21 protein-coding genes are annotated in these 22,130 nt (G+C 69.2%); all 21 read right to left on the bottom strand.

Translation table 11 applies throughout. From position 1 onward, the window contains the following. On the bottom strand, window positions 1-379 hold a 379-nt coding region (locus HTY53_RS23890), incomplete at its 3' end, for a hypothetical protein (protein ID WP_174109078.1). A gap of 125 nt (window positions 380-504) precedes the next feature. Beyond that, window positions 505-942, bottom strand: coding sequence for a thioesterase family protein (locus HTY53_RS23885; RefSeq protein ID WP_174109077.1), 438 nt, complete (start codon window positions 940-942; stop codon window positions 505-507). After that, the gene (locus HTY53_RS23880) at window positions 939-1,484 is read right to left on the bottom strand and encodes a YbaK/EbsC family protein (protein WP_174109076.1); all 546 of its coding nucleotides are present in this window, start codon (window positions 1,482-1,484) and stop codon (window positions 939-941) included. The genes HTY53_RS23885 and HTY53_RS23880 overlap by 4 nt, the downstream gene beginning before the upstream one ends. Before the next feature lie 63 nt (window positions 1,485-1,547). Next, entirely contained in the window at window positions 1,548-2,489 is a 942-nt protein-coding gene (locus HTY53_RS23875) for a hydroxymethylglutaryl-CoA lyase (RefSeq protein WP_174109075.1), read from the bottom strand. A 65-nt stretch (window positions 2,490-2,554) separates the two neighbouring features. Then, on the bottom strand, window positions 2,555-3,496 hold the full coding sequence (locus HTY53_RS23870) for a 2-hydroxyacid dehydrogenase (RefSeq protein ID WP_174109074.1): 942 nt from the start codon (window positions 3,494-3,496) through the stop codon (window positions 2,555-2,557). A 98-nt stretch (window positions 3,497-3,594) separates the two neighbouring features. Continuing rightward, the gene (locus tag HTY53_RS23865; protein ID WP_174109073.1) at window positions 3,595-6,384 is read right to left on the bottom strand and encodes a hypothetical protein; all 2,790 of its coding nucleotides are present in this window, start codon (window positions 6,382-6,384) and stop codon (window positions 3,595-3,597) included. 69 nt (window positions 6,385-6,453) lie between these two features. Beyond that, window positions 6,454-8,478: an acetyl/propionyl/methylcrotonyl-CoA carboxylase subunit alpha gene (locus tag HTY53_RS23860; protein WP_174109072.1), complete on the bottom strand. Its 2,025-nt coding sequence runs from the start codon at window positions 8,476-8,478 to the stop codon at window positions 6,454-6,456. A gap of 163 nt (window positions 8,479-8,641) precedes the next feature. Then, on the bottom strand, window positions 8,642-9,670 hold the full coding sequence (gene bioB, locus HTY53_RS23855) for a biotin synthase BioB (RefSeq protein WP_174109071.1): 1,029 nt from the start codon (window positions 9,668-9,670) through the stop codon (window positions 8,642-8,644). Between the two features lie 19 nt (window positions 9,671-9,689). Beyond that, the gene (bioD, locus tag HTY53_RS23850; RefSeq protein ID WP_174109070.1) at window positions 9,690-10,445 is read right to left on the bottom strand and encodes a dethiobiotin synthase; all 756 of its coding nucleotides are present in this window, start codon (window positions 10,443-10,445) and stop codon (window positions 9,690-9,692) included. Continuing rightward, window positions 10,442-11,686 (bottom strand): 8-amino-7-oxononanoate synthase, encoded by a 1,245-nt coding sequence (gene bioF / locus HTY53_RS23845; RefSeq protein WP_174109069.1) that lies wholly within the window; start codon window positions 11,684-11,686, stop codon window positions 10,442-10,444. The genes bioD and bioF overlap by 4 nt, the downstream gene beginning before the upstream one ends. Next, entirely contained in the window at window positions 11,676-13,115 is a 1,440-nt protein-coding gene (gene bioA, locus HTY53_RS23840) for an adenosylmethionine--8-amino-7-oxononanoate transaminase (RefSeq protein WP_438820987.1), read from the bottom strand. Before bioA ends, bioF begins: the two co-directional genes overlap by 11 nt. Before the next feature lie 185 nt (window positions 13,116-13,300). Then, window positions 13,301-13,426: a hypothetical protein gene (locus HTY53_RS25000; RefSeq protein ID WP_302480496.1), complete on the bottom strand. Its 126-nt coding sequence runs from the start codon at window positions 13,424-13,426 to the stop codon at window positions 13,301-13,303. Window positions 13,427-13,436: 10 nt separating this feature from the next. Then, window positions 13,437-14,225, bottom strand: a complete 789-nt coding sequence (locus tag HTY53_RS23835; protein ID WP_174109067.1) for an enoyl-CoA hydratase/isomerase family protein — start codon at window positions 14,223-14,225, stop codon at window positions 13,437-13,439. Between the two features lie 40 nt (window positions 14,226-14,265). Next, window positions 14,266-15,219, bottom strand: coding sequence for an alpha/beta hydrolase (locus HTY53_RS23830; protein ID WP_174109066.1), 954 nt, complete (start codon window positions 15,217-15,219; stop codon window positions 14,266-14,268). A gap of 3 nt (window positions 15,220-15,222) precedes the next feature. Further along, a complete protein-coding gene (locus HTY53_RS23825; RefSeq protein ID WP_174109065.1) occupies window positions 15,223-16,830 on the bottom strand; it encodes a carboxyl transferase domain-containing protein in 1,608 nt (535 codons plus the stop codon). 111 nt (window positions 16,831-16,941) lie between these two features. After that, on the bottom strand, window positions 16,942-17,421 hold the full coding sequence (locus tag HTY53_RS23820) for a YchJ family metal-binding protein (RefSeq protein ID WP_174109064.1): 480 nt from the start codon (window positions 17,419-17,421) through the stop codon (window positions 16,942-16,944). Then, on the bottom strand, window positions 17,418-18,122 hold the full coding sequence (locus HTY53_RS23815; protein WP_174109063.1) for an HAD family hydrolase: 705 nt from the start codon (window positions 18,120-18,122) through the stop codon (window positions 17,418-17,420). The genes HTY53_RS23820 and HTY53_RS23815 overlap by 4 nt, the downstream gene beginning before the upstream one ends. Then, on the bottom strand, window positions 18,119-18,778 hold the full coding sequence (locus HTY53_RS23810) for a 2-hydroxychromene-2-carboxylate isomerase (RefSeq protein ID WP_174109062.1): 660 nt from the start codon (window positions 18,776-18,778) through the stop codon (window positions 18,119-18,121). Before HTY53_RS23810 ends, HTY53_RS23815 begins: the two co-directional genes overlap by 4 nt. 118 nt (window positions 18,779-18,896) lie before the next feature. After that, entirely contained in the window at window positions 18,897-20,027 is a 1,131-nt protein-coding gene (locus HTY53_RS23805; RefSeq protein WP_174109061.1) for an acyl-CoA dehydrogenase family protein, read from the bottom strand. A 7-nt stretch (window positions 20,028-20,034) separates the two neighbouring features. Continuing rightward, entirely contained in the window at window positions 20,035-20,715 is a 681-nt protein-coding gene (locus HTY53_RS23800; protein WP_174109060.1) for an SDR family oxidoreductase, read from the bottom strand. Between the two features lie 97 nt (window positions 20,716-20,812). After that, the gene (locus HTY53_RS23795) at window positions 20,813-21,994 is read right to left on the bottom strand and encodes an acetyl-CoA C-acetyltransferase (RefSeq protein WP_174109059.1); all 1,182 of its coding nucleotides are present in this window, start codon (window positions 21,992-21,994) and stop codon (window positions 20,813-20,815) included. Window positions 21,995-22,130 lie beyond the last annotated feature (136 nt).

Genomic DNA, 22,130 nt, shown 5'->3' with positions numbered 1-22,130 from the left:
GTGGGGCCGAGGGTGAGGCCGAGGGTGGGGCCGGATGAGCCGGCTGCCGCCTGGCCATGGTCAGGTGGCACGCCGCGTTGGCGATCTCGCGCTCGTGCACGGGCTTGACGGTCCAGCGCCGCCCGCCTTCGAGTCCGAACAGCGACCGCAGGCAATACTGCAGCCGCTGCCACGCCGATTCGAAGCGAGGCGTTTCCAGCCGCGTCGCCCGAATGACCGCGCCCTTCTCCATCGTGATCCGCACCAGCCCGCCATCGCGGAACCGGAACGCGCCGATGACCAGCGGCGTGCCGCCGCGGACGTCGGTCGGCGCGTTTGCGGCCGCTTTGCTGACGACATGGTCGGCTTGGTACCGGTACACCGCTTCGGAGGGTTCCATGGCCATTCGGTCGTTTCCGTGGTTCGAGGAAAACGCCGATTCTCCACAGACGGGACGAAATCGCTTTCGCCATTGGCACGAATGTGCCGGTTCTGCTCAGCGAAGTCGTGCGGTGCTCAGCCGCGCTATTGCCGTGCCGCGCCGGCGCGAGCGCGCTTGCCCGCGACCTTGTCGTTGAAGCGTACCGCGTCGATCAGATGGCGCTCATGCACGCCCTCGGAAATCTTGTCCTCGCCGTCCCATGCCGACAGCTCGAAACGCAACTTGCGGCCCTCGATCGCGGTGAGCACGCCTTTGACGGTCACCGTCATGCCGGCCGGAGTGGGTGCCAGATGCGTGAAGCTGACCAGCGTGCCGAGCGATTGCTCGCGCGGCCAGTCCAGGTACTCGCGCAGCATCTGCAGGCAGGCGCATTCCATGATGCCGACCATATAACCGGTGGCCAGCACGTCCGGCATCTCCGGGCAGCCCGGCACGTCGTCGTAGAGATTGGGCACGGTCGCCTTCGGCGGCACGGTATAGCGCCAGGTGAATGCCAGGCCAGGTTTCAGGTCCGGGCTCATGCCGCCTCCTGCCGGGCCACGTCGGCCACGTCGGCCACCTCTGCCCCGGTGATCGCCTGCAGTTCCTGCGGGGTCAGATTGAACACCGCGTGCGGATGGCCGGCGGCGGCCCACAGGCTGCCATAGCGGAACAGATCGCGGTCGAGCAGCATCACCGGTGTCACCGCATGGCCGATGGGACAGACCCCGCCGATCGCGTAGCCGGTCTTCTCGCGAACGAAACGGGCATCGGCCTTGCCGAGGGCGCCGACACGCGCGGCCACCTTGGCCTCGTCGACGCGATTGCTTCCGCTGGCGATCACCACCACCGGCGCATCGTCGTCGAGCCGCCGGAAGACGATCGACTTGGCGATCTCGGCGACAGAGCAGCCGAGGCCGGCCGCCGCCTCGGCCGACGTCTTGCCGGTCGAGGGCAGCATCACGATCGGCTTGTCGTGGCCGAGCTCGGCGAGCAGGCGCGCCACGCGCCGGGCGGATTCAGGCAGGGCGGCCTCGGTGGAGGCCGCCTCGGAAAGGGACAAGGGTTGGGCGAGGTTCTGCATCGGGCTTCGGTCTCCGCGCGTGCTTCGCTGATTGTCGATATGGGTTGGGTGGCGGGCCACGGTTCAGACGCAGGCCGCGGCGTTTCCCTCGGCCTTGTCGGCAGCCCATTTGGTCAGCAGCGCACGGCCGACCCGCGAGTTGTTGGTGCGCCCGATGGCCTGCGAAATGAAATCGCCGGCGCGCACCACCTGCTCAAGATCGATGCCGGTCCGCACGCCCATGCCGTGCAGCATGTACAGCACGTCCTCGGTGGCCACATTGCCGGTCGCGCCCTTCGCATAGGGACAACCGCCGAGCCCCGCCACGGAGGCATGGAAGATCTGGATCCCGACGTCGAGGCTGGCGAGGATGTTCGACAGCGCCTGACCATAGGTATCGTGGAAGTGGCCCGACAGGCGATCGAGCGGAAATTCGGCGGCGGCGGCGCGCATCACTTCCTGCACGCGGCCCGGGGTACCGACGCCGATGGTGTCGGCGATGTCGATCTCATCGCAGCCGAGATCCCGCATGCGGCGGACCACGTCGACCACCGCCGCGACCGGCACCTCGCCCTGATACGGACAGCCCAGCGAGCACGAGATGCTGCCGCGCAAACGGATGCCCTTCTCCCTGGCCGCCGCCGCCACCGGCTCGAAACGGGCGATCGACTCGGCGATCGAGCAGTTGATGTTCTTCTGCGAGAAGGCCTCGCTCGCCGCGCCGAAGATCACCACTTCGTCGGCGCCCGCGGCGACCGCCCCCTCGAAGCCCTTCATGTTGGGCGTCAGCACCGAATACAGCGTGCCGGGCCGGCGCTGGATGCGAGCCATCACCTCGGCGCCGTCCGCCATTTGCGGCACCCATTTCGGCGACACGAAGGAGGCCGCTTCGATGTTGACGAAGCCGGCCTCGGTCAGGCGGTCGATCAGCGCGACCTTGGTGTCGGCCGGGACCATCGCCTTCTCGTTTTGCAGGCCGTCGCGCGGCCCGACCTCGACGATCTTCACATAGTTGGGCTGGTTCATTGCTGCTCCTCGTCTGGTGGCGGCCGCCGCTCGCTGGCGGCGGTCTGGTTCTGGTGGCGCGCCTGTCAATACCCGCGCTGCAGGTCGACCACGCCGGCGATCGGCTTGCCGGCCCGCAGCGCGCGAATCTTGTCGGCAATCTGCGCGATGCTGTCCTCGCGCAGCGTCAGCGCCGAGATATGTGGCGTGATGGTGATGCGCGGCTCGCGCCAGAACGGATGTTCCGGCGGCAACGGCTCGGTGCGGAACACGTCCAGCGTGGCGCCGGCAATCTGGCCCTGCTGCACCGCTGCCAGCAGATCCTCTTCGACCAGATGCGGCCCGCGCGCGACGTTGATCAGATAGGCGCCCTTGGCGAGCCGGTTCAGCAGCGCCGCGTCGATGATGTTCTCGGTCTCCGGCGTCAGCGGCAGCACATTGACCAGCACGCGCAATCCATCGAGAAAACCCGCCTGCCCGGCCTCGCCGGCATGGCATTGCACGCCGTCGACGGTCTTCGGCGAACGGCTCCAGCCGCGCACCGGGAAACCGAACGAAGCCAGCGTGCGGGCGATATGCGCACCGAGCGTGCCGACGCCCATCACGCCGATCGTGAAATCGGCGCGGCGATTCGGCTTGAGGAATTTCCAGGTACCGGCCTGCTGCTGGGCCGCATAGTCGTCCAGTCGGCGGAAGTAGCGCAGGACCGCATGGGTCACGTACTCCGCCATCTGCGCGCCCATGCCGGCATCGTCGAGCCGCACGATCGGCACGCCGGCCGGCAGCGCGTCCGGATCGGTGTCGCGCAGCCGCAGGATGCCGTCGACGCCAGCGCCCAGATTGAACACCGCCTTCAGGTCCTGGCGGCCTTTCAGCATCTCGAGCGGCGGGCGCCAGACCACCGCATAGTCGACCGCCTGTCCCTGGCTGTCTTCCCACGTCACGCACTGCGCCTCCGGCAGGGCCTCGGCAAACCCCTCGATCCACGGCGCATAGCGGCCATCCGGCACGTACAACTGCAACTTCATCGCTTCTCCACGTCTTTGGTCTTGTTCCGGCGTATTGTCTCAGACTCTGGGTCCCCGGCTCGGGCCGGCTCCGCGGCGGACGCGACGCGGCGCCGGATTCAAAGCGGGGCCATCCAGTATTCGATGCGCTCCCGAGCGGAACGATACGGCTCCGCGGGCAGGGCCTTGATCCTGCCAAAGAAAGCGGACTTCGCCTCCCGCCAGGCACGTCGCTCCCCATCGCCGGGCGGCGCCTTGGCAAACCACACTGCGATCTGCCCGGCGACCTCGACGAACTGCTCGTCGGGCATCGCCATGGCCTTGGTCCAGATGCGTTTTCTCAGGTCGCCAAAGTGGCCGTCGTAATTGGCGACGCCATTCACCATGAATTCGGCCGAGGCCAGATCGGCGAGGATCGCCGCGCCGGCCGGCAGATCGTCGGCTACGGCCTGAACGGCGCGCCGCAGCGTTTGTTCTGTCCAGAAATGGGGATTCCGGCGCGTGTCGTTCGGCGGCGGCGCAGGCGCCTTCAGCGCAATGAGTTCCTGAAGCATTGCCTGCCTGCCGGTGGACGGAAGCCGGCGCGACAGTGCCCAGATGCGCTCGAGCAGCGTCCCGATGCGCCGCTCGTGAGCGCTGTCCCGCCGTTGTGCCGCCACCAGGGCGAGGCTGTTGACCAGTTGCGCCAGGGCTGCCGCTGCCGGGGCAGTGTCGTCGCTGCGCATGCCGCGAACCAGCGGCAGCAGGGCCTCGGCCATCTGCACCGCCGTGTTCAGCCCCTCGGCGCCGGCCAGCAACGCTTCGTCGCACCGCCTTGCGAGGGCGCTCAACGCACGGGTACAGGCATCGCAGGTCTCGTCGCTGGCGCCATTGCGGGTCAGCGCAACGAGTTCGTTCAGCGCCGGGGTCAGCCCGGGAAGCAGCGAGGAAAGCGCCTGCTCGGCATTGTCTCGAAGTGGGCCGGTCTCCAGCCACTGCGCCAGCACCAGTGCTCTGTCGGGCCACGGCACATGGGTCTGCATCGCCGCGAGCAAGTGGTCCTTGGGAATCCACCGGCACTGCAGCAGCGGGGCTGCCGGTCCACCGCACTTGAGCAGGTCCAGCGCCACCTCATGAAGCGCCGATTTCAGTTCGGCGGTATCCGGCGACGGGTCTGCCTCTCGCCGTTTGTCGACCACATGGATCAAGGCAAGCAGCATGTCGGCGCACTGCCTGGGATACGCCGCGATGCCATCCCGGCAGAATTGGATCACCCGAGGCCAGTGTTCCTGCGCCGGCACCCATGCCAGCTGATACACCGCTTCCTTGCCATGGTCCACCAGCCGGTCCGCCTCGATGCGGTCCCACACGCGCGACCAGCTATCGGCCCGCTCGGTCTCGGCGATCCGGCCCAGCAGCGCCAGCGATAGCTCGACTTCGTCTGGGTTGCCCGGCGCGATATTGCCTTGCCACTGTTGCAGCAACGCCAGCGCTGTCGCGCCTTCTTGCTGCGCCTCGTCGAAGTACCACAGGCATCGCGCCAGGGCGGATGCCAGCACGGTGCCTGCGGGCCGGGGCAAGCGGTCCAATTGCTGCCGCAGCGTGTGCCAACGTTCAAGCGCGCGGGCGCCCAACATGAGCAGCCGGTTTGCCAGCTCGCCGGATTCGATCTCCTTCAGGCACCCTGCCAGAACGGCCAAGCGATGCGCGGCCACAGTGGGCTCGGCAGCGACGGCCGCTTCGGCATCGGCGAACAACTCGTCCCACCGCCTGGCTCGCGCTTCCGCCGCGACACCCGCCGAGGCCATGAACGCCACGGTCAGCGCGCGCAAGCCTTGCTGCCGTTGCGTCGGCGTCAAGGCTGCGGCAAGCGCCGTATAGGCGGCCTTGTCGGGCACCAGCGTGGCCTCGATCTCGGCCCGCTGGCCCCTGTGCGAATGCATCAGCAAGGCCAGCTGCGCCTGCCGGCGGCTATCGTCCGGCAGGCGGGCAGCCAGTTCGAGCAGATGGCGCGCGGCGCCCGAACGCTGGTGCACCGGGAGGGCGGCCAGGCGGCTCGCAAGCGCGCCGAGCAGTCCGACCTTGTCCGCGGCCGAAAGCCTGCCCGCACGGGAAGAACCGGGACCGCACAGGCCGTACTCGGCCGCCACCGCCTTCAGGTCCTTCAGGGTGCGGATGCCGTTCGCCGTCCGCATCGCCCTGCGGGCATCCAGGTCCATGTTGCAGTCCTTCGGCAAGCGCATGGACTTGTGGACCAGACTCAACGCCGTCCGATCGCGCCGATTCAGATTCTCGATCACGCAACGCAGCGCCGGGTCGGCATGGCGCAGCGACAGCAGATTCGTCGTCCCCGCTTGCGTCTGCGCCTGCGTCTGCGCCGGCGCCGGCGCCGGCGCAGCGGACTGCGTGCCTGCCGGCACGAACGCATCCAGCGAATCGTTGCGGTATTCCGCCCAGCGCTGACTGAGAACCTCGGCGCCATCGCGCGCGTTCAGATACCAGGCGCGTCCGCCCTCGAGATCGAACACCGTTCGAAGCCAATACAGGATTTTCTGCAGCACATCGCCGCCCGGCGCTTGCTTGACGACGCGCTGCGCCCACAGCTTGCCATTGCCGAGCAGCCGGATGGAAACGGCATAGCCGTTGAACCAGAATTGGCCGAGATCGACGGCCTTGCGGGCGGTGGAGGGGACTGCGCCCGCTGCATGCGAGGGGAGCAGCCGGGGAGAGGGTTCAAGTTGGTATCGCGGCATGGGCTGGACAAAGAGGAAGGGGGTCCGGATTTCCTCGTTGCCGCGAAGGGAACCGCGCCGGTCCCCGGACCGTCGAGGCCGGCGGGCGGTGCCGCCGGCGACGGCGCCAATACCATCGCCCGCCGTCATGACGAGCCTCGCGACAAACAAGGCAACACGGCATTCTCGAAGGAACATCGGCGCCTTGCTTGCGCGAAAGAGCGGCACACTTACCGTTTCGGACACCGGGCGGCGCCCGCACGTGCCTCAGCCCGCCTTGGCCTCGAAGCCGAGCAGCTGCTCGCCCTCGCCGACCTGGTCGCCGACCCCATACAGCACTTCGCCGACCACGCCGTCCGTCGGCGCGGAGATGGTGTGCTCCATCTTCATCGCCTCCATCACCAGCAGCGGCGTGCCGCGCGTGACGTTCGCGCCGGCCTGGACCATCACCGCGATCACCTTGCCCGGCATCGGCGCGGTCAGCTTGCCGCCCTCGCCTTCCGCGTCGCCGGCGTGCGCCAGCGGATCCTGCCATTCCAGCGCGACATGCCGCCCTCCGGCGAACACATGAAAGACATCGCCGTCGCGATGCACCTGTCCGTGCGCGCGGCGCGTGCCGAGGTCGACGTGAACATCGTCGGCGGCGCAATGCGAGCGGAACGGCGCGGCCTGGTCGGCATAGAACAGCGTGCTGCCCTGCGCGTCGGCCTGCAGCGTGACCTCGAGCGTGTCGCCGCCATGCGCGAAGCGCAGTGCGCGCTGGGCGCCCGCGTTCAGCCGCCATGGGCCGGCATGGGTCCACGGCGAATGCGGATCGGCCGCATCGATGCGGCGCTCGCGCGCCTCGGCATCGAGCAGCGCGGCCACCGCCAGCGCGATCAGCTCCATGCCGACCGGCGCCGGGGGTGCGAACAGCGTGGCCTCGTGGCGCGCGATCAGGCCGGTATCGAGATCCGCCTTGGCGAACGGCGCGGAGCTCACCAGCCGCTGCAGGAACGCGATATTGGTCGACAGACCGACCACGTGATACGCGGCCAGCGCCTGCCGCATGCGCGCCAGCGCCTCGGCGCGGTCCTTGCCCCAGACGATCAGCTTGGCGATCATCGGGTCGTAATACGGGCTGATCGCATCGCCCTCGCGCACGCCCGAATCGATCCGCACGCCGGCGGGTCCGTGCACGTCTTCGCCGCGCATGAACTGCACCGCGGGCGGCGTGCGCAGGTAGCGCAGCGTGCCGGTCGAGGGCAGGAACTGCTTGTCCGGGTTCTCGGCATAGACGCGCGCCTCGAGCGCATGGCCGTCGATGCGCAGCTGGTCCTGCGAGAGGGGCAGCGGCTCGCCGGCGGCCACGCGCAATTGCCATTCGACCAGGTCCTGGCCGGTGATCATCTCCGTCACCGGGTGCTCGACCTGCAGCCGCGTGTTCATCTCCATGAAGTAGAACGAGCCGTCCTGGTTTGCGATGAACTCGACGGTGCCGGCACCGACATAGCCCACCGCCTTCGCCGCCGCCACCGCGGCCTCGCCCATCGCGCGACGGCGCTCTTCCGTCATGCCCGGCGCCGGGGCTTCCTCCAGCACCTTCTGATGGCGCCGCTGCACCGAGCAGTCGCGCTCGAACAGGTAGACGCAGTTGCCCTGCGTGTCGGCGAACACCTGGATCTCGATATGGCGCGGCCGCGTCAGGTACTTCTCGACCAGCACCTTGTCGTCGCCGAAGCTGGCGCTGGCCTCGCGTTTGACCGAGGCCAGCGCCGCCTCGAAGCCGGCGGCGTCCTCGACCACGCGCATGCCCTTGCCGCCGCCGCCCGCGCTCGCCTTGAGCAGCACCGGATAGCCGATGCGATCGGCCTCGCGGCGCAGCAGCGCCGGGTCCTGGTCCTCGCCGTGATAGCCCGGCACCAGCGGCACCGCCGCGCGTTCCATCAGCTGCTTGGCCGCGCTCTTGCTGCCCATCGCGCGGATCGCAGAGGCCGGCGGCCCGATGAAGACCAGGCCGGCCGCGGCGCAGGCCTCGGCAAAGCCCTCGTTCTCCGACAGGAAGCCGTAGCCGGGATGGATCGCCTGCGCGCCGGTCGCGCGCGCCATCTCGATGATGTGGTCGCCGCGCAGATAGCTGTCGCGCGCCGCGGCACCGCCGATGTGCACGGCCTCGTCGCAGTAGGCGACATGGCGCGCCTGCGCATCGGCGTCGGAATAGACCGCGACAGTGCGGATGCCGAGACGCCGGCAGGTAGCGGCGACGCGGCAGGCGATTTCGCCGCGGTTGGCGATCAGGATCTTGGTGAACATGGCTCCTCCTTGTTGGATGGGGAACGGCGACCGTGCTCCTGGCGTGGCCCACATCGGCTGCGCTCCCGTCGTCCGCGCGAACGCGGGCGCCCAGCGGCTTCGGGAAGCCACTGGGCCCCCGCCTGCGCGCGGACGACGGGAAATGCAAGCCGGGTGGGCAGGGTCATCCCGCGTGTCCTTCCGCGCGGATGCCGAGCCGGCCCAGCAGCGCGCGGTCGCGCTCGGCCTGGGGGTTGCCGGTGGTCAGCAGCTTGTCGCCGTAGAAAATCGAATTGGCGCCGGCCAGGAAGCACAGCGCCTGCAACGCTTCGTCCATGGCCTCGCGGCCCGCGGACAGGCGCACCATCGCGCGCGGCATCGTGATGCGCGCGACCGCGATGGTGCGGACAAATTCGAACGGGTCCAGCGGTGCGGTGCCCGCCAGCGGCGTGCCCTCGACCTGAACCAGGTTGTTGATCGGCACCGATTCGGGATACGGATCGAGATTGGCCAGCTGCGCGATCAGGCCCGCGCGCGCCTCACGCGTTTCGCCCATGCCGACGATGCCGCCGCAGCAGACGTTGATGCCGGCCTCGCGCACATGGCCGATGGTGTCCAGGCGGTCCTGGTAGGTCCGCGTGCTGATGATCTCGCCATAGAACTCCGGCGAGGTATCGAGATTGTGGTTGTAGTAGTCGAGGCCGGCGTCCTTCAGGCGCTGCGCCTGCTCGGCGCGCAGCATGCCCAGCGTCACGCACGTCTCCAGCCCCATGGCCTTGACCTCGCGGACCATCTCGATGACGGGCTCGAGATGGCGGTCCTTCGGGCTGCGCCACGCGGCGCCCATGCAGAAGCGCGTGGCGCCGTTGGCCTTGGCGGTGCGCGCGGCGTCGAGCACCTCGTCGAGGCCCATCAGCTTCTCGGCCTTGAGGCCGGCATCGTGGTGCGCGCTTTGCGGGCAATAACCGCAATCCTCTTCGCAGCCGCCTGTCTTGATCGACAGCAGCGTCGACAGCTGCACGGTGTTGGCGTCGAAGTGCTCGCGGTGAACCTGTTGCGCGCGGAACAGCAGATCGTTGAACGGCAACGCAAACAACGCGGCGACGGCGTCGACGGTCCAGCGGGCATTGGTGTCGGCGTTGCTGGCCGGCGCGGCTTGCTGGCGTGCGCTCTGGCGCAGCGAATCGGCGGAAATGGTGGCGATGGTGGTCATGTCGGTGCGAATTCTGTTGTCAGGCGGCGCGGACGCACGATGCGTCAGTCACGTCGCCGGGATGTCGTTTGGGGTCGAGCAGCGCGGCCAGATCGAGGCGGTGCGCGGCTTGATCGGGAGGCAGTTGCCAGGGCAGCGTACCGAGCCAGGGCGCGTCGATCGCGTCGAAGGCGCCGCGCAGCGTGGCGATGTTCTCGTCGGCCAGCAGCATTTCCGGATCGACCCGGTTGGCGATCCAGCCGGCCAGGCGCAGCCCGCGCGCGCGTACCGCCTCGGCGGTCAGCAGCGCATGGTTCAGGCAGCCGAGCCGGATGCCGACCACCAGGATCACTGGCAGGCCCAGCCGGACCGCGAGGTCGGCGGTATCCCAGCCGTCGGGACCGGTGGCCAGCGGCACGCGAAAGCCGCCGACGCCCTCGACCACGACCGCGTCGGCCTGTGTGCGCAGCGCGGCAAAGGCGGACTCGATCGGTTCCGGCGCGATGCGCACGCCGTCGGCCTCCGCTGCCAGGTGCGGCGAGCACGGCGTGCGCAGCAGGTAGGGGCAGGTCTGCGCCAGCGGCACGTCGACGCTGCTGGCCGCGCGCAGTTGCGCGACATCGTCGTTATGCCATTGGCCGTCGCGCCACTCGCAGCCGCTGGCCACCGGCTTCATGCCGACCGCGGTGCGGCCTTGCGACGCCAGCGCATGCAGCAGCGCCGCCGTGGCGTGCGTCTTGCCGACCCCGGTATCGGTGCCGGTGACGAAGCACGCGAATGCAGAGAGTCGGCTCATGCGGCCTCCCTGCATGAAGGATCGGCCTGCGCCGCCAGCGCACCCAGCGCCGCCAGCAAGGCCGCGACATCCGCTTCCCCGTGCGCGGCAGACAAGGTAATGCGCAGCCGCGCGGTGCCCTCGGGCACGGTCGGCGGACGGATCGCGCCGACGCGGATGCCGGCCTGCTCCAGCCCGGCCGACAGCATCAAGGCGGCGGCGTTGTCGCCGACGATCAGCGGTTGGATCGCCGTCGCGCTGTCCGCGAGCTGCCAGCCCGCCTGCATTGCCATCGGCGCGAGACCGGTTCGCAGTTCGGCGATGCGCTGCCGCAACGCCGCGCGTCGCCGCGCGCCTTCGTCGCCTTCGATCAGCGCGAGGCTGGTCAACAGCGCATGCGCCGCCGCCGGCGGCGCCGCCGTGGTGAAAATATAGGTGCGCGCGGTGTTGACCAGATGCTCGACGATCAGCCGATGCGCGGCGACGAAGGCCCCCGCCACGCCGGCCGCCTTGCCGAGCGTGCCGATATAGACCAGCCGCTGCGACGACAGGTCCAGTTGCTCGAGCACGCCGCGGCCGCGTTCGCCGAGCACGCCGAAGCCGTGGGCGTCGTCGACGACCAGCCAGGCATCGTGCCGCTCGGCCAGCCTCAGCAGTTCGGCCAGCGGCGCGACATCGCCGTCCATGCTGAAGACGCCGTCGGTGACGATCAGCTTCAGCGGCGACGCGCTGGCGGCGAGCAGCGCATCGAGCGCGGCCACATCGCCATGCGGGTAGCGTTGCACGCTCGCGCGGGCCAGCCGCGCGCCGTCGATCAGCGAGGCGTGGTTCAGCGCCTCGCAGAACAGCGTCGCATCGGCGCCGCCCAGCGCGGTCAGCACCGCCAGATTGGCCATGTAGCCGGTGCAGAAGTACAGCGCGGCCGCGTCCGGAATCGAGTCGGCGTACCACCGCGCCAGTTCGGTCTCGAGGCGGTGGTGCGCAAGGCCATGACCGGTGACCAGATGCGAGGCGCCGCTGCCGGCGCCCCAGCGCCGCGCGCCTTCTGCAAAGGCATCGACGATGGCCGGATGATTGGCCAGGCCCAGATAATCGTTGCTGCTGAAGCCGAGCAAGGCGCGGGGCGCGGCCTCGCTGCCGTCGTGCAGCAGCGCGCCGACGGTCTGTCGCGGCGCGCACGGAGTATGGGCGATACGGCGCGTGCGGGTCAACGCCTGGCGTTCGCGCTCGGCGGCGGCCTGGGCCAGTCGATCAAGCAGCATGGCGCGCCTCCTTGCCGGGGCCGGCCGGCGCGACCACGCTGTCGAGCGCGGCCAGCAGACGCTCGCCGAGCCAGTTGGCCAGCGGCGCGTCGAAGACGTACGGCGGCATCACGTACAGCGTGTTGCCGATCGGCCGGATCAGCACGCCGCGCTCCAGCGCGGCCCGATGGAAGTCGGCGGCGAACGTTTCGATGGCAAACGGCTCGCGCAGGTCGGCAGCCCAGATCAGGCCGCGCTGGCGCACGTGGCACAACCGCGCATCGGCGGCCAGGCCGGCCAGCCCTTCGGCCAGCCACTGCGCGCGTTGCTGGTTCATCGCCAGCACGTCCTGCTGCGCGAACAGGTCCAGTGTGGCCACCGCGGCGCGGCAGGCCAGCGGATTGCCGGTGTACGAGTGCGAATGCAGGAAGCTGCGCGACAGCTCGTCGGCGACAAAGGCCTGCTGGATCGCGCTGCGCGTCAGCACCAGCGACAGCGGCAGATAACCGCCGCTGATGCCCTTGGACAGGCACAGGAAATCGGGCCACTGTTGCGCGCCGAGCGGGGCGTCGTCGCCCGCCTCATTGCAGCGCGACTGCTCCCACGCGAAGAAGGTGCCGGTGCGCCCGCAACCGACCGCGATCTCGTCGGCGATCAGATGGACGCGGTAGCGGTCGCACAGCGCGCGCACGCCATCCAGATAGACCGGGTGGTGCATCGCCATGCCGGCCGCGCATTGCACCAGCGGCTCGACGATCAGCGCGGCGATGCTGGCGGCGCGCTGCTGCAGCAGTGCTTCGAGCCGATCGAGCGCGCGCTGCGCGACGTCGCGCGGCGATTCGCCCGGCTCGGCCTGGCGCGCGTCGGGGGACATGACCACATGGGCGCGCATCAGCAGCGGATCGTAGGCATCGCGGAACACCGCGACATCGGTGACCGCCAGCGCGCCGACCGTCTCGCCGTGATAACCGTGACGCAGGCAGACGAACTCGCGCTTGCCCGGCAGCCCGGTATTGCGCCAGTAGTGGAAGCTCATCTTCAGCGCGATCTCGACCGCCGAGGCGCCGTCCGACGCGTAGAACGCATGGCCGAGCGCGCCTCCGGTCAGCGCCGACAGGCGCTCGGCCAGCTCGACCGCCGGGCCGTGCGTGCAGCCGGCCAGCATCACGTGCTCGAGCGTGTCGAGCTGATCCTTCAGCGCGGCGTTGATGGCGGGATTGGCATGGCCGAACAGATTGACCCACCACGAGCTGGTGGCGTCGAACAGGCGCCGGCCTTCGTCATCGAACAGCCACGCCCCTTCGCCGCGAACCACGGCGAGCGGGGGGCGATCGCCGCCGGGCCGCAGGCGCGTGCACGGATGCCATACCGCGCGCAGGCTGCGCGCGGCGAGCCCGTTGCCATCCGGCCGCGCCGGGGCGGCGGGCGGATCGGAGCGGGCGGTGTGCAAGGACTGGGTATGCAAGGGAGTCCTCCATGGTTGGCCAGCCGCGTGCGCGCCGTTCCGGGAAGACCCCGGCGGCGCGGCAAGCGTGGCTGGATTGGGAGAACGCATGGTAGAAAGGTCCTTGCAGGCTTGGCAAACGGTCGGCGATTTGCGCGTTACCGGCGTGTTCGCATCAGTTTCGGCGGATTTCACCGATGAAATCGCGATCGCACGCCGTTGCGCGCGCATCTGCGCACATCGCCGCCGGCGGCATCGCGGGCATCGCGGGCATCGCGGGCATCGCGGGCATCGCGGGCATCGACGATATCGGCCACATCGACGACATCAAGCCGGCCGCCACGACGGGCTGCGCTTCTCGAGGAACGAGCGCACGCCCTCGCGTCCCTCGTCCGAGGCGCGGATCGCCGCAATGCGCTCGGCGGTATCGGCCAGCAGGTCGTCGTCGATCGGCCGGCCGGCGATGTCCTGCACCAGCCGTTTGCTTTCGCGCACCGCGTTCGGGCTGTTGGCGACCAGCGCGGCGGTCAGCTCGGCCACCTTGGCGTCGAGCGCGTCGGCCGGCACCACGGCATGCACGAAGCCGAGTCGCAGCGCCTCGGCCGCATCGAATCGTTCGGCGGTGATGAAGTAGCGGCGCGCCGCCTGCTCGCCCATCGCGCGAATCACGTACGGGCTGATCGTCGCCGGCAGCAGGCCCAGGCGCGCCTCGGACAGGCAGAAGTGCGCGTGGTCGGCCGCCACGGCGATATCGCAGGCCGCCACCAGGCCGACCCCGCCGGCATAGGTATCGCCGTGGATGCGCGCGATCACGGGCTTCGGGCAGGCCCAGATCGTGTGCAGCATCTGGGCGAGCTGCAGCGCGTCGGCACGGTTCTCGTCATGCGAGTAGCCCGCCATCTTCTTCATCCAGTTCAGGTCGGCGCCGGCACAGAACGCGGGCCCCTGGCCGGCCAGCACGATCGTGCGCACGTCGGGCGTATCGCCCAGCGCGCGGAATGCGCCGCTGAGCTCCGCGATCACGGTCTCGTTGAAGGCGTTGCGCACATCGGGGCGGTTCAGCGTCACCGTGGCGACATGGCGCTCGACGGTCACGGTCAGGGTGGTGAATTCCATCGTGGTCTCCTTGCAGTTCTGGATGGGGTTGGCGTTCCGGCTATCGCCGCGCAGCGTTCGCAGCGGCGGGCCGATTCAAGGGCCTGGGCTCGAAGCCGGCATCGCGCAGCGCCTGCTCGGCCAGCGGCTTCCAGCGCGCGAGGCCCCGCGCGAACAACTGGTGGCCGTCCTGCCCGAAGGCCGGCAGTGCGTGATACTTGCCCACGCCGCCGGCGCCGCGGAAGGCGTCGAACCATTGCGCCGGATACGGGCCCATGTAGCGGTCGTTGGTGGTGTAGATCCAGTGGGTCGGCACGCGCGCGCTGCGGCCGTACTCGGCGAACAACGCGGCCTGCTGTTCCGGCGCGCACGGCTCGCCCGGATGCAGCCGCGGATCGCCGCCGCCCCCGCCGGCGAAGTTCAGCACCAGCCGGACGCCAGGCGGATTCTTGGCCGCCAGCGCGATCACCGCCGCACCGCCGAACGACTGGCCAACCAGCACCACCCGCGAGACGTCGATCTCCGGTCGCGAGCGCGCCATCTCGATCACCTGCAGCATCTGCTGCGCGGCGACCTCGAAGCCGGGCCGATAGTTCTTGCGCGTGCAGCTGCCGGTGTTCTCGATATCGTCGCCGCCGCTGGCGCCATAGCCGATCCGCGTCGGCACCAGCACCTGGAATCCGAGCGAGGCGAAGTACGCGGCCTGCTCGGCCAGCCGCACGCGCCCGAGCCGGGCGCGCGCATAGGGATCGGGCGCGCGGCCGTGGTTCAGCACCAGCAGCGGATAACGCTGGCGGCCCGGCTCGCGGAACGCGGTGACGACGATCCGTTGTGTGACCAGCCGGCCGTGCGCGTCGGTGACCGTGACCGGCACCGACCAGGTCTCCTCGAGCGGCGCGGCGCCGGCCGGCATCGGCATCCACGCCATGCATGCCACCACGCAGACGACCAGCCGGGCAAACGGCACGAACTCGGCGGCATTGCAGGCACCGCGCGCGCGGCAACGACGCAACATCGCTTACATCCGGAAGACGCCGAACTTCATCTCGTCGATCGGGGCATTGAGGCTCGCGGACAGGCCCAGGCCCAGCACCGTGCGGGTCTGCGCGGGGTCGATCACGCCGTCGTCCCACAGCCGCGCGCTGGCGTAATACGGATGCCCCTGGTGCTCGTACTGTTCGCGGATCGGCCGCTTGAAGGCCTCCTCTTCCTCCGCGCTCCAGCTGCCGCCTCGGCCCTCGATGCCGTCGCGCCGCACGGTAGCCAGCACGCTGGCGGCCTGCTCGCCGCCCATCACCGAGATCCGCGCGTTCGGCCACATCCACAGGAATCGCGGCGAATAGGCGCGGCCGCACATGCCGTAGTTGCCGGCGCCGAACGAGCCGCCGATGATCACCGTGAACTTCGGCACCTGCGCGGTCGCCACCGCGGTCACCATCTTGGCGCCGTTGCGGGCGATGCCTTCGTTCTCGTACTTGCGGCCGACCATGAAACCGGTGATGTTCTGCAGGAACACCAGCGGGATCTTGCGCTGGCAGCACAGCTCGATGAAATGCGCGCCCTTGAGCGCCGATTCCGAGAACAGGATGCCGTTGTTGGCGACGATGCCGACCGGGTAGCCCCAGATCCGCGCGAAGCCGCACACCAGCGTAGTGCCGTAGCGCGCCTTGAACTCGTCGAAGTCCGAGTCGTCGACGATGCGGGCGATCACCTCGCGCACGTCGTAGGGCTTGCGCGTATCGGTCGGGATCACGCCGTACAGCTCCTCGACCGGATAGCGCGGCTCGACCGGCGCATGCAGCCGGATCTGGTCCGGCTTGCGGCGGTTCAGGTGCTGCACGATATTGCGCGCCAGGCCGAGCGCATGCGCGTCGTTCTGCGCGAAGTAGTCGGCCACACCCGACAGCCGCGTGTGCACGTCGGCGCCGCCCAGGTCCTCGGCGCTGACCTCCTCGCCGGTGGCCGCCTTGACCAGCGGCGGACCGCCCAGAAAGATCGTGCCCTGGTTCTTGACGATGATCGACTCGTCGCTCATCGCCGGCACATAGGCGCCGCCCGCGGTGCACGAGCCCATCACCACGGCGATCTGCGGAATGCCCATCTTCGACAGATTGGCCTGGTTGTAGAAGATCCGGCCGAAGTGATCGCGGTCGGGGAACACATCGTCCTGGTTCGGCAGATTGGCGCCGCCCGAATCGACCAGGTAGATGCAGGGCAGATGGTTCTGCTCGGCGATCTCCTGCGCGCGCAGATGCTTCTTGACGGTCATCGGGTAGTAGGTGCCGCCCTTGACCGTGGCATCGTTGCACACGATCACGCATTCCTGCCCGGCCACACGGCCGATGCCGGTGATGATGCCGGCGCCGGGCGCGGCATTGTCGTACATGTCGTACGCCGCCAGCTGCGACAGTTCCAGGAACGGCGTGCCCGGGTCGAGCAGCTGCTGCACGCGCTCGCGCGGCAGCATCTTGCCGCGCGCCAGATGCTTGTTGCGCGCCTCTTCGCCGCCGCCCTGCGCGACCTGCGCGATCTTTGCCTTCAGGTCGGCGACCAGAGCCTGCATCGCCTCGGCATTGGCCTTGAACGCCTCGGAACGGGCATTGAGTTTGGATTCGAGCGTGGGCATCGTGTCTGTCTCTTCCTGATCTTGTGATGCGTTGCGATGGATGCGTTGCGGTTCGGAATCCGGCAACGACGGCATTCGGGAACTTCGTAATTCAGCGTCCGGACTCGGGGCTCATCGCGATTGCCCCCGGATCTCCCCATCCAGATACAGCCAGCGCGGCGCTTCGCCGCCGGTGCGCGCCTCGCGCACGAAGCGGCTGCGTTCATGCAGCCGCGACGCGCGGCCTCCGACCTTGTAGCGGGCGACGAACTCCACCTCGGCGTGCGTGTCGTCCTGCTGCTCGCTCGCCACGATGGACAGGCCCAGCCACTGCGTGCGCGGGCCGGCGTTGTCGTGCGCCAGATCCTGCTCCAGCGTCGCCGGACAGGTCGACGGATGCCAGGTCTGGCGCAGCCAATCGGCGTCGTTCAGCACGTAGGCGCTGTAGCGCGAGCGCATCAGCTGTTCGGCGGTCTCGGGCAGCGCGTCGCCGCGATGAAACCGCCCGCAGCAGCTGGCATAACTGGCGCCGCTGGCCCCACTGGCCCCACTGGCCCCGCCACAAGGGCAGGCGCCTTCGTGCGAAGCCGCTGCCGCTGCCGCTTGCTTCATGCCACCAGCTCCGGCAGTTGCCGCATGTCGGTGAAGATGGTGTGGGCGCCGGCCTCGCGCAGCATCGCGGCATCGTTGCGCGCGGCATAGCCGAATACCGTCATGCCGGCCGCCACGCCGGCGGTGATGCCGGCGGGGCTGTCTTCCACCACCGCGCAGCGCGACGGCTCGACGCCCATCGTACGCGCGGCAAGCAGGTACACGTCCGGCGCCGGCTTGCTGCGCTCGACCTCGGTGGCCGAGAACACATGCTCGCGCTGCACGCCGTCGGCGTCGTGCTGGAACAGCTCGAGCAGGCCGGTGCGCTTGAGCTGCAGCTTGACCTTGACGCGGTCCGCGCCCGAGGCCACGCACAGCGGCATGCCGGTCGCGGCGATCGCGGCGATGGCGTCGCGCACGTGCGGCACGGCTTCGACCTCGGCCTCCAGCACTTCGTTGCGCCGGGCCAGCCATTGCGACAGCCAGTTCTCCGGCAGCGGCGCGCCGCGCATGCGCTCGATGGTGTCGAGCTCCTCGCGCACGGCGCGGCCGAGGAACAGCGCGGTCGAATCCTCCAGCGAGATCGCGATGCCCAGTTCGTTCAGCATCTGGTTCAGCACGCGATTGACGATCGGCTCGCTGTCGACCAGCACGCCGTCGCAATCGAAGATCACGCAATCGAAACGACGATCTTCACGGGAGGGGGAAGCACTGAGGGTCATGCGGGTTTCTTTTCCTTGAGATCGGTGGTCGGCACGGCCCGCAACTCGGTGGGCGTGCCGCTCTTGAGCAGGGCCTCGATCTGGTCGAAGCGGTCGAAGCCCCAATAGGGTTCGCCATCGACGATGACGAAGGGCGAGCCGAACACGCCCTTGGCCATCGCCACTTCCATCTCGGCCTTCAGCTGGTCCTTGATCGGCTGGCTGCTTGCGCCGGCGTCCATCGCGTTGGCGTCGATGTCCAGCGTCGCGGCGATCTTCACCAGCTCGGCCGGCTCGGCGATGTTGATGTCGTCGACAAAGTAGGCGTGGTAGACCGCCTTGGCGAAGCGCACCGCCACGTCGGCGGCATGATGATTCTGCAGCCACAGCATCGCGCGCGCTGCCTGCGTGGTCGGCAACGGGAAACTGGACGGCCGGCGGTAAGGGATGCCGTGGTGACGTGCGGTGCGTTCGAAATCGCGCCAGCTGTAGTCGCCCTTGAGCGGAATCTGCGGCAGCGGCGCCATGCCCGTCGTCTTGAACACCACGCCGAGCAGGATCGGATGCCAGGCGACGTTGCGGCCGTACTGCCGCGCGAGGTCGTCGATGCGCGTGCTGGCAAAGTAGCCGTAGGGCGACGAGAAATCGAAATAGAAGTCGATGGCGGCAGCGGTCATATCAGGTCCCGAGCGGTAAAGGCAAACGCCTATGGCGAACGCCTACGGCAAACGCCTACGGCAAACGATACGGCGAAGGGTACGGCAGAGACTTCGAACAACATCGCGCGTGCGCGGCTCACGCCAGCGCCCGCGCGATCAGCATCTTCTGGATGTCGCTGGTGCCCTCGTAGATCTGGCAGACCCGCACGTCACGGTAGATCCGCTCGACCGGGAAGTCGCTGACATAGCCATAGCCGCCGAACACCTGGATCGCATCCGAGCAGACCGCCTCGGCCATCTCGCTGGCATTGAGCTTGGCCATCGCGGCTTCCTTCAGGCAGGGCCGGCCGGCGTCCTTCAGCGAGGCGGCGTGCCAGATCATCTGACGCGCGACCTCGATGCGCGTGGCCATGTCCGCCAGGCGGAACTGCACCGCCTGATGCGCGAACAGCGGCTGGCCGAAGCTCTCGCGCTGCTTCGCATAGGCCAGCGCCGCCTCGAAGGCCGCGCGGGCCATGCCGACGCTCTGCGCGGCGATGCCGATGCGCCCGCCCTCGAGGCCGGACAGCGCCATCCTGTACCCCGCGCCCTCCTCGCCCAGCAGATTGGCGGCCGGCACGCGGCAATCCTCGAACACGATCTGCGCGGTGTCGGACGAATGCTGGCCGAGCTTGTCCTCCAGACGGGCGACGACATAGCCCGGCGTATCGGTCGGCACCAGGAAGGCGCTGATGCCCCGCTTGCCGGCAGTCTTGTCGGTGACCGCCATCACGATCGCCACATCGGCGTGCTTGCCGCTGGTGATGAACTGCTTGACGCCGTTGAGCACGTAGTGATCGCCGTCGCGCGTCGCGGTGGTGCGCAGCGCCGCGGCATCGGAGCCGACATGCGGCTCGGTCAGGCAGAACGCGCCGAGCATCTCGCCCCTGGCCAGCGGCACCAGCCATTGCTGCTTCTGCGCCTCGCTGGCAAACGCCATCAGCATGCTGCAGACCGGGCAGTTGTTGACGCTGATCACGGTCGAGGTGCCGCCGTCGCCGGCCGCGATCTCCTCCAGGATCAGCGCCAGCGACAGGTAGTCGAGACCCGCGCCGCCGTACGCCTCGGGCACGGCCACGCCATAGGTGCCCATCGCCGCGAGCTCGCGGTGGACCTCCTTGGGGAAGGTCTTGTCGCGGTCCCACGCCGCGGCCTGCGGCGCGATCACCTCCTGCGCGAATTGCCGAACCGCATCGCGGATCATTTCCTGTTCGGGACTGAGCAGCATCGAGATCTCACCAGGGCAGCACGCTGCCGTCGTAGTTGCGGAAACCGCCGTTGTCCTGCGCGGTGGCGCCGGCCAGCACGCGGCGCAGGCCGGACACGCTTTGTTGCGGTGTCAGGTCGGCGCTCGCACCGCCCATGTCGGTACGCACCCAGCCGGGATGCAGCGCCAGGCAGACGGCGTGGCGCGCGTCGAGCGACACCGATTTGAGCGCCGCGTTGACCGCCGCCTTGCTGACGCGATACAGCCAGCTGCGGTTGCTTTCCATCGCGCCAATGCTGCCCATGCGCGAGGACAGCACCGCCAGCACGCCGCCCTTGCCGCCGCGGCCGGTCTCGACGAAGGGCAGCACCAGCGGCAGCGCCATCATCGGCCCCAGCACATTGGCATGCATCACGTCGTCGAACTCCTCGACCGAGACGGGCTGCGCGCCTTCGGTGCGCGGGCCGATCACGCCGGCGTTGTAGACCGCCACGTCGAGCGATTCGCCGTCGAGCGTCCAGCCCAGGCCGGCGACCTGATCGGCCTCGGTCAGGTCGACGCGGTGCGCCTCCGCGCCCAGCGATTTCAGTGCGGCCAGCCCTTCGTCGCTGCGGGCGGTGGCGATCACGCGCCAGCCGTCCGCGCGGTACTGGCGGACGAATTCCAGGCCGATGCCGCGCGAGGCGCCGAGTATCAGTGCTGTTGGCAAGCTAGCCTCCTGTCGGGTCGGGGTTCAGGGACAAGGCTTCGGGTTGCGTTCGACGTACGTTCGACCTGCGTTCGCTCTGTGTGCGGGCCGGCGGCAATCACACCAGCTCGATGCCGACCGCCGTGGCCTCGCCGCCGCCGATGCACAGGCTGGCCACGCCGCGCTTGCCGCCGGTCTTGCGCAGCGCGCCGATCAGCGTGGTCATGATGCGCGCGCCCGAGGCGCCGATCGGATGGCCGAGCGCGCAGGCGCCGCCATGGATATTGACCTTGTCGCGCGGAATCTTCAGTTCGTGCATCGCTGCCATCGGCACCACGGCGAAGGCCTCGTTGATCTCGAACAGGTCGACGCTGTCGCTGCTCCAGTCGAGCTTGCGATACAGCTTGGCGATCGCCTCGACCGGCGCGGTGGTGAACCAGCCCGGCGCCTGCGCATGGCTGGTATGGCCAAGCATGCGCGCCAGCGGCTGCAGGCCCAGCGCCTTCGCGGTCGATTCGCGCATCATCACCAGCGCGGCGGCGCCGTCGTTGATCGACGACGACGAGGCCGCGGTGATGGTGCCGTCCTTGGCGAACGCGGGCTTGAGCGACGGGATCTTGTCGACCTTGATGCGGCGCGGGCCTTCGTCGGTGTCGATCACCACGTCGCCGCCCTTGGCCGCGACCGTGACCGGCGCGATCTCCCAGCGGAAGTCGCCGCGCTCGGTGGCCTGCTGCGCGCGCCGCACGCTCTCCATCGCGAAGGCGTCCTGCGCCTCGCGCGTGAAGCCGTACTTGGCGGCGCAGTCTTCGCCGAAGGTGCCCATCGCGCGGCCCTTCTCGTAGGCGTCCTCCAGCCCGTCGAGCATCATGTGGTCATAGATCATGCCGTGACCGATGCGATAGCCGCCGCGCCCCTTCGGGATCAGGTACGGGGCATTGGTCATGCTCTCCATGCCGCCGGCCACCGCGATCTCGTACGAGCCGGCCACCAGGCTGTCGTACACCGTCATCGCGGCGCGCATGCCGGAGCCGCACATCTTGTTGACGGTGGTACAGGCGACCGACAGCGGCAGCCCCGCGCCCAGCGCGGCCTGGCGCGCCGGCGCCTGGCCCTGTCCCGCGGGCAGCACGCAGCCGAACACCACCTCCTCGACCTGCTCCGGCTGGATGCCGGCGCGCTCGATCGCCGCGCGGATGGCGGTGGCGCCAAGCTGCGGCGCCGTGACGCTGGCGAACTCGCCCTGGAATGCGGCCATCGGCGTGCGGGCCGCGGATACGATCACGATCGGGTCTTGCATGGTGGTCTCCTTGCTTGCTGTCCTGCGGTTTGGGTTACTTCCCTCTCCCGCTTGCGGGTGAGGGGTCGGGGAGAGGGAAAGCGGTCGTTCTGCCGACGCCTTCAGCGCTTGCCAGCGCCCCTCCCTCTCCCCCAGC

This window comes from Cupriavidus gilardii (genome assembly GCF_013314895.1).
In the GTDB taxonomy this organism is placed as follows: domain Bacteria; phylum Pseudomonadota; class Gammaproteobacteria; order Burkholderiales; family Burkholderiaceae; genus Cupriavidus; species Cupriavidus gilardii_C.
This window is presented reverse-complemented; position numbering and strand designations above follow the sequence as displayed.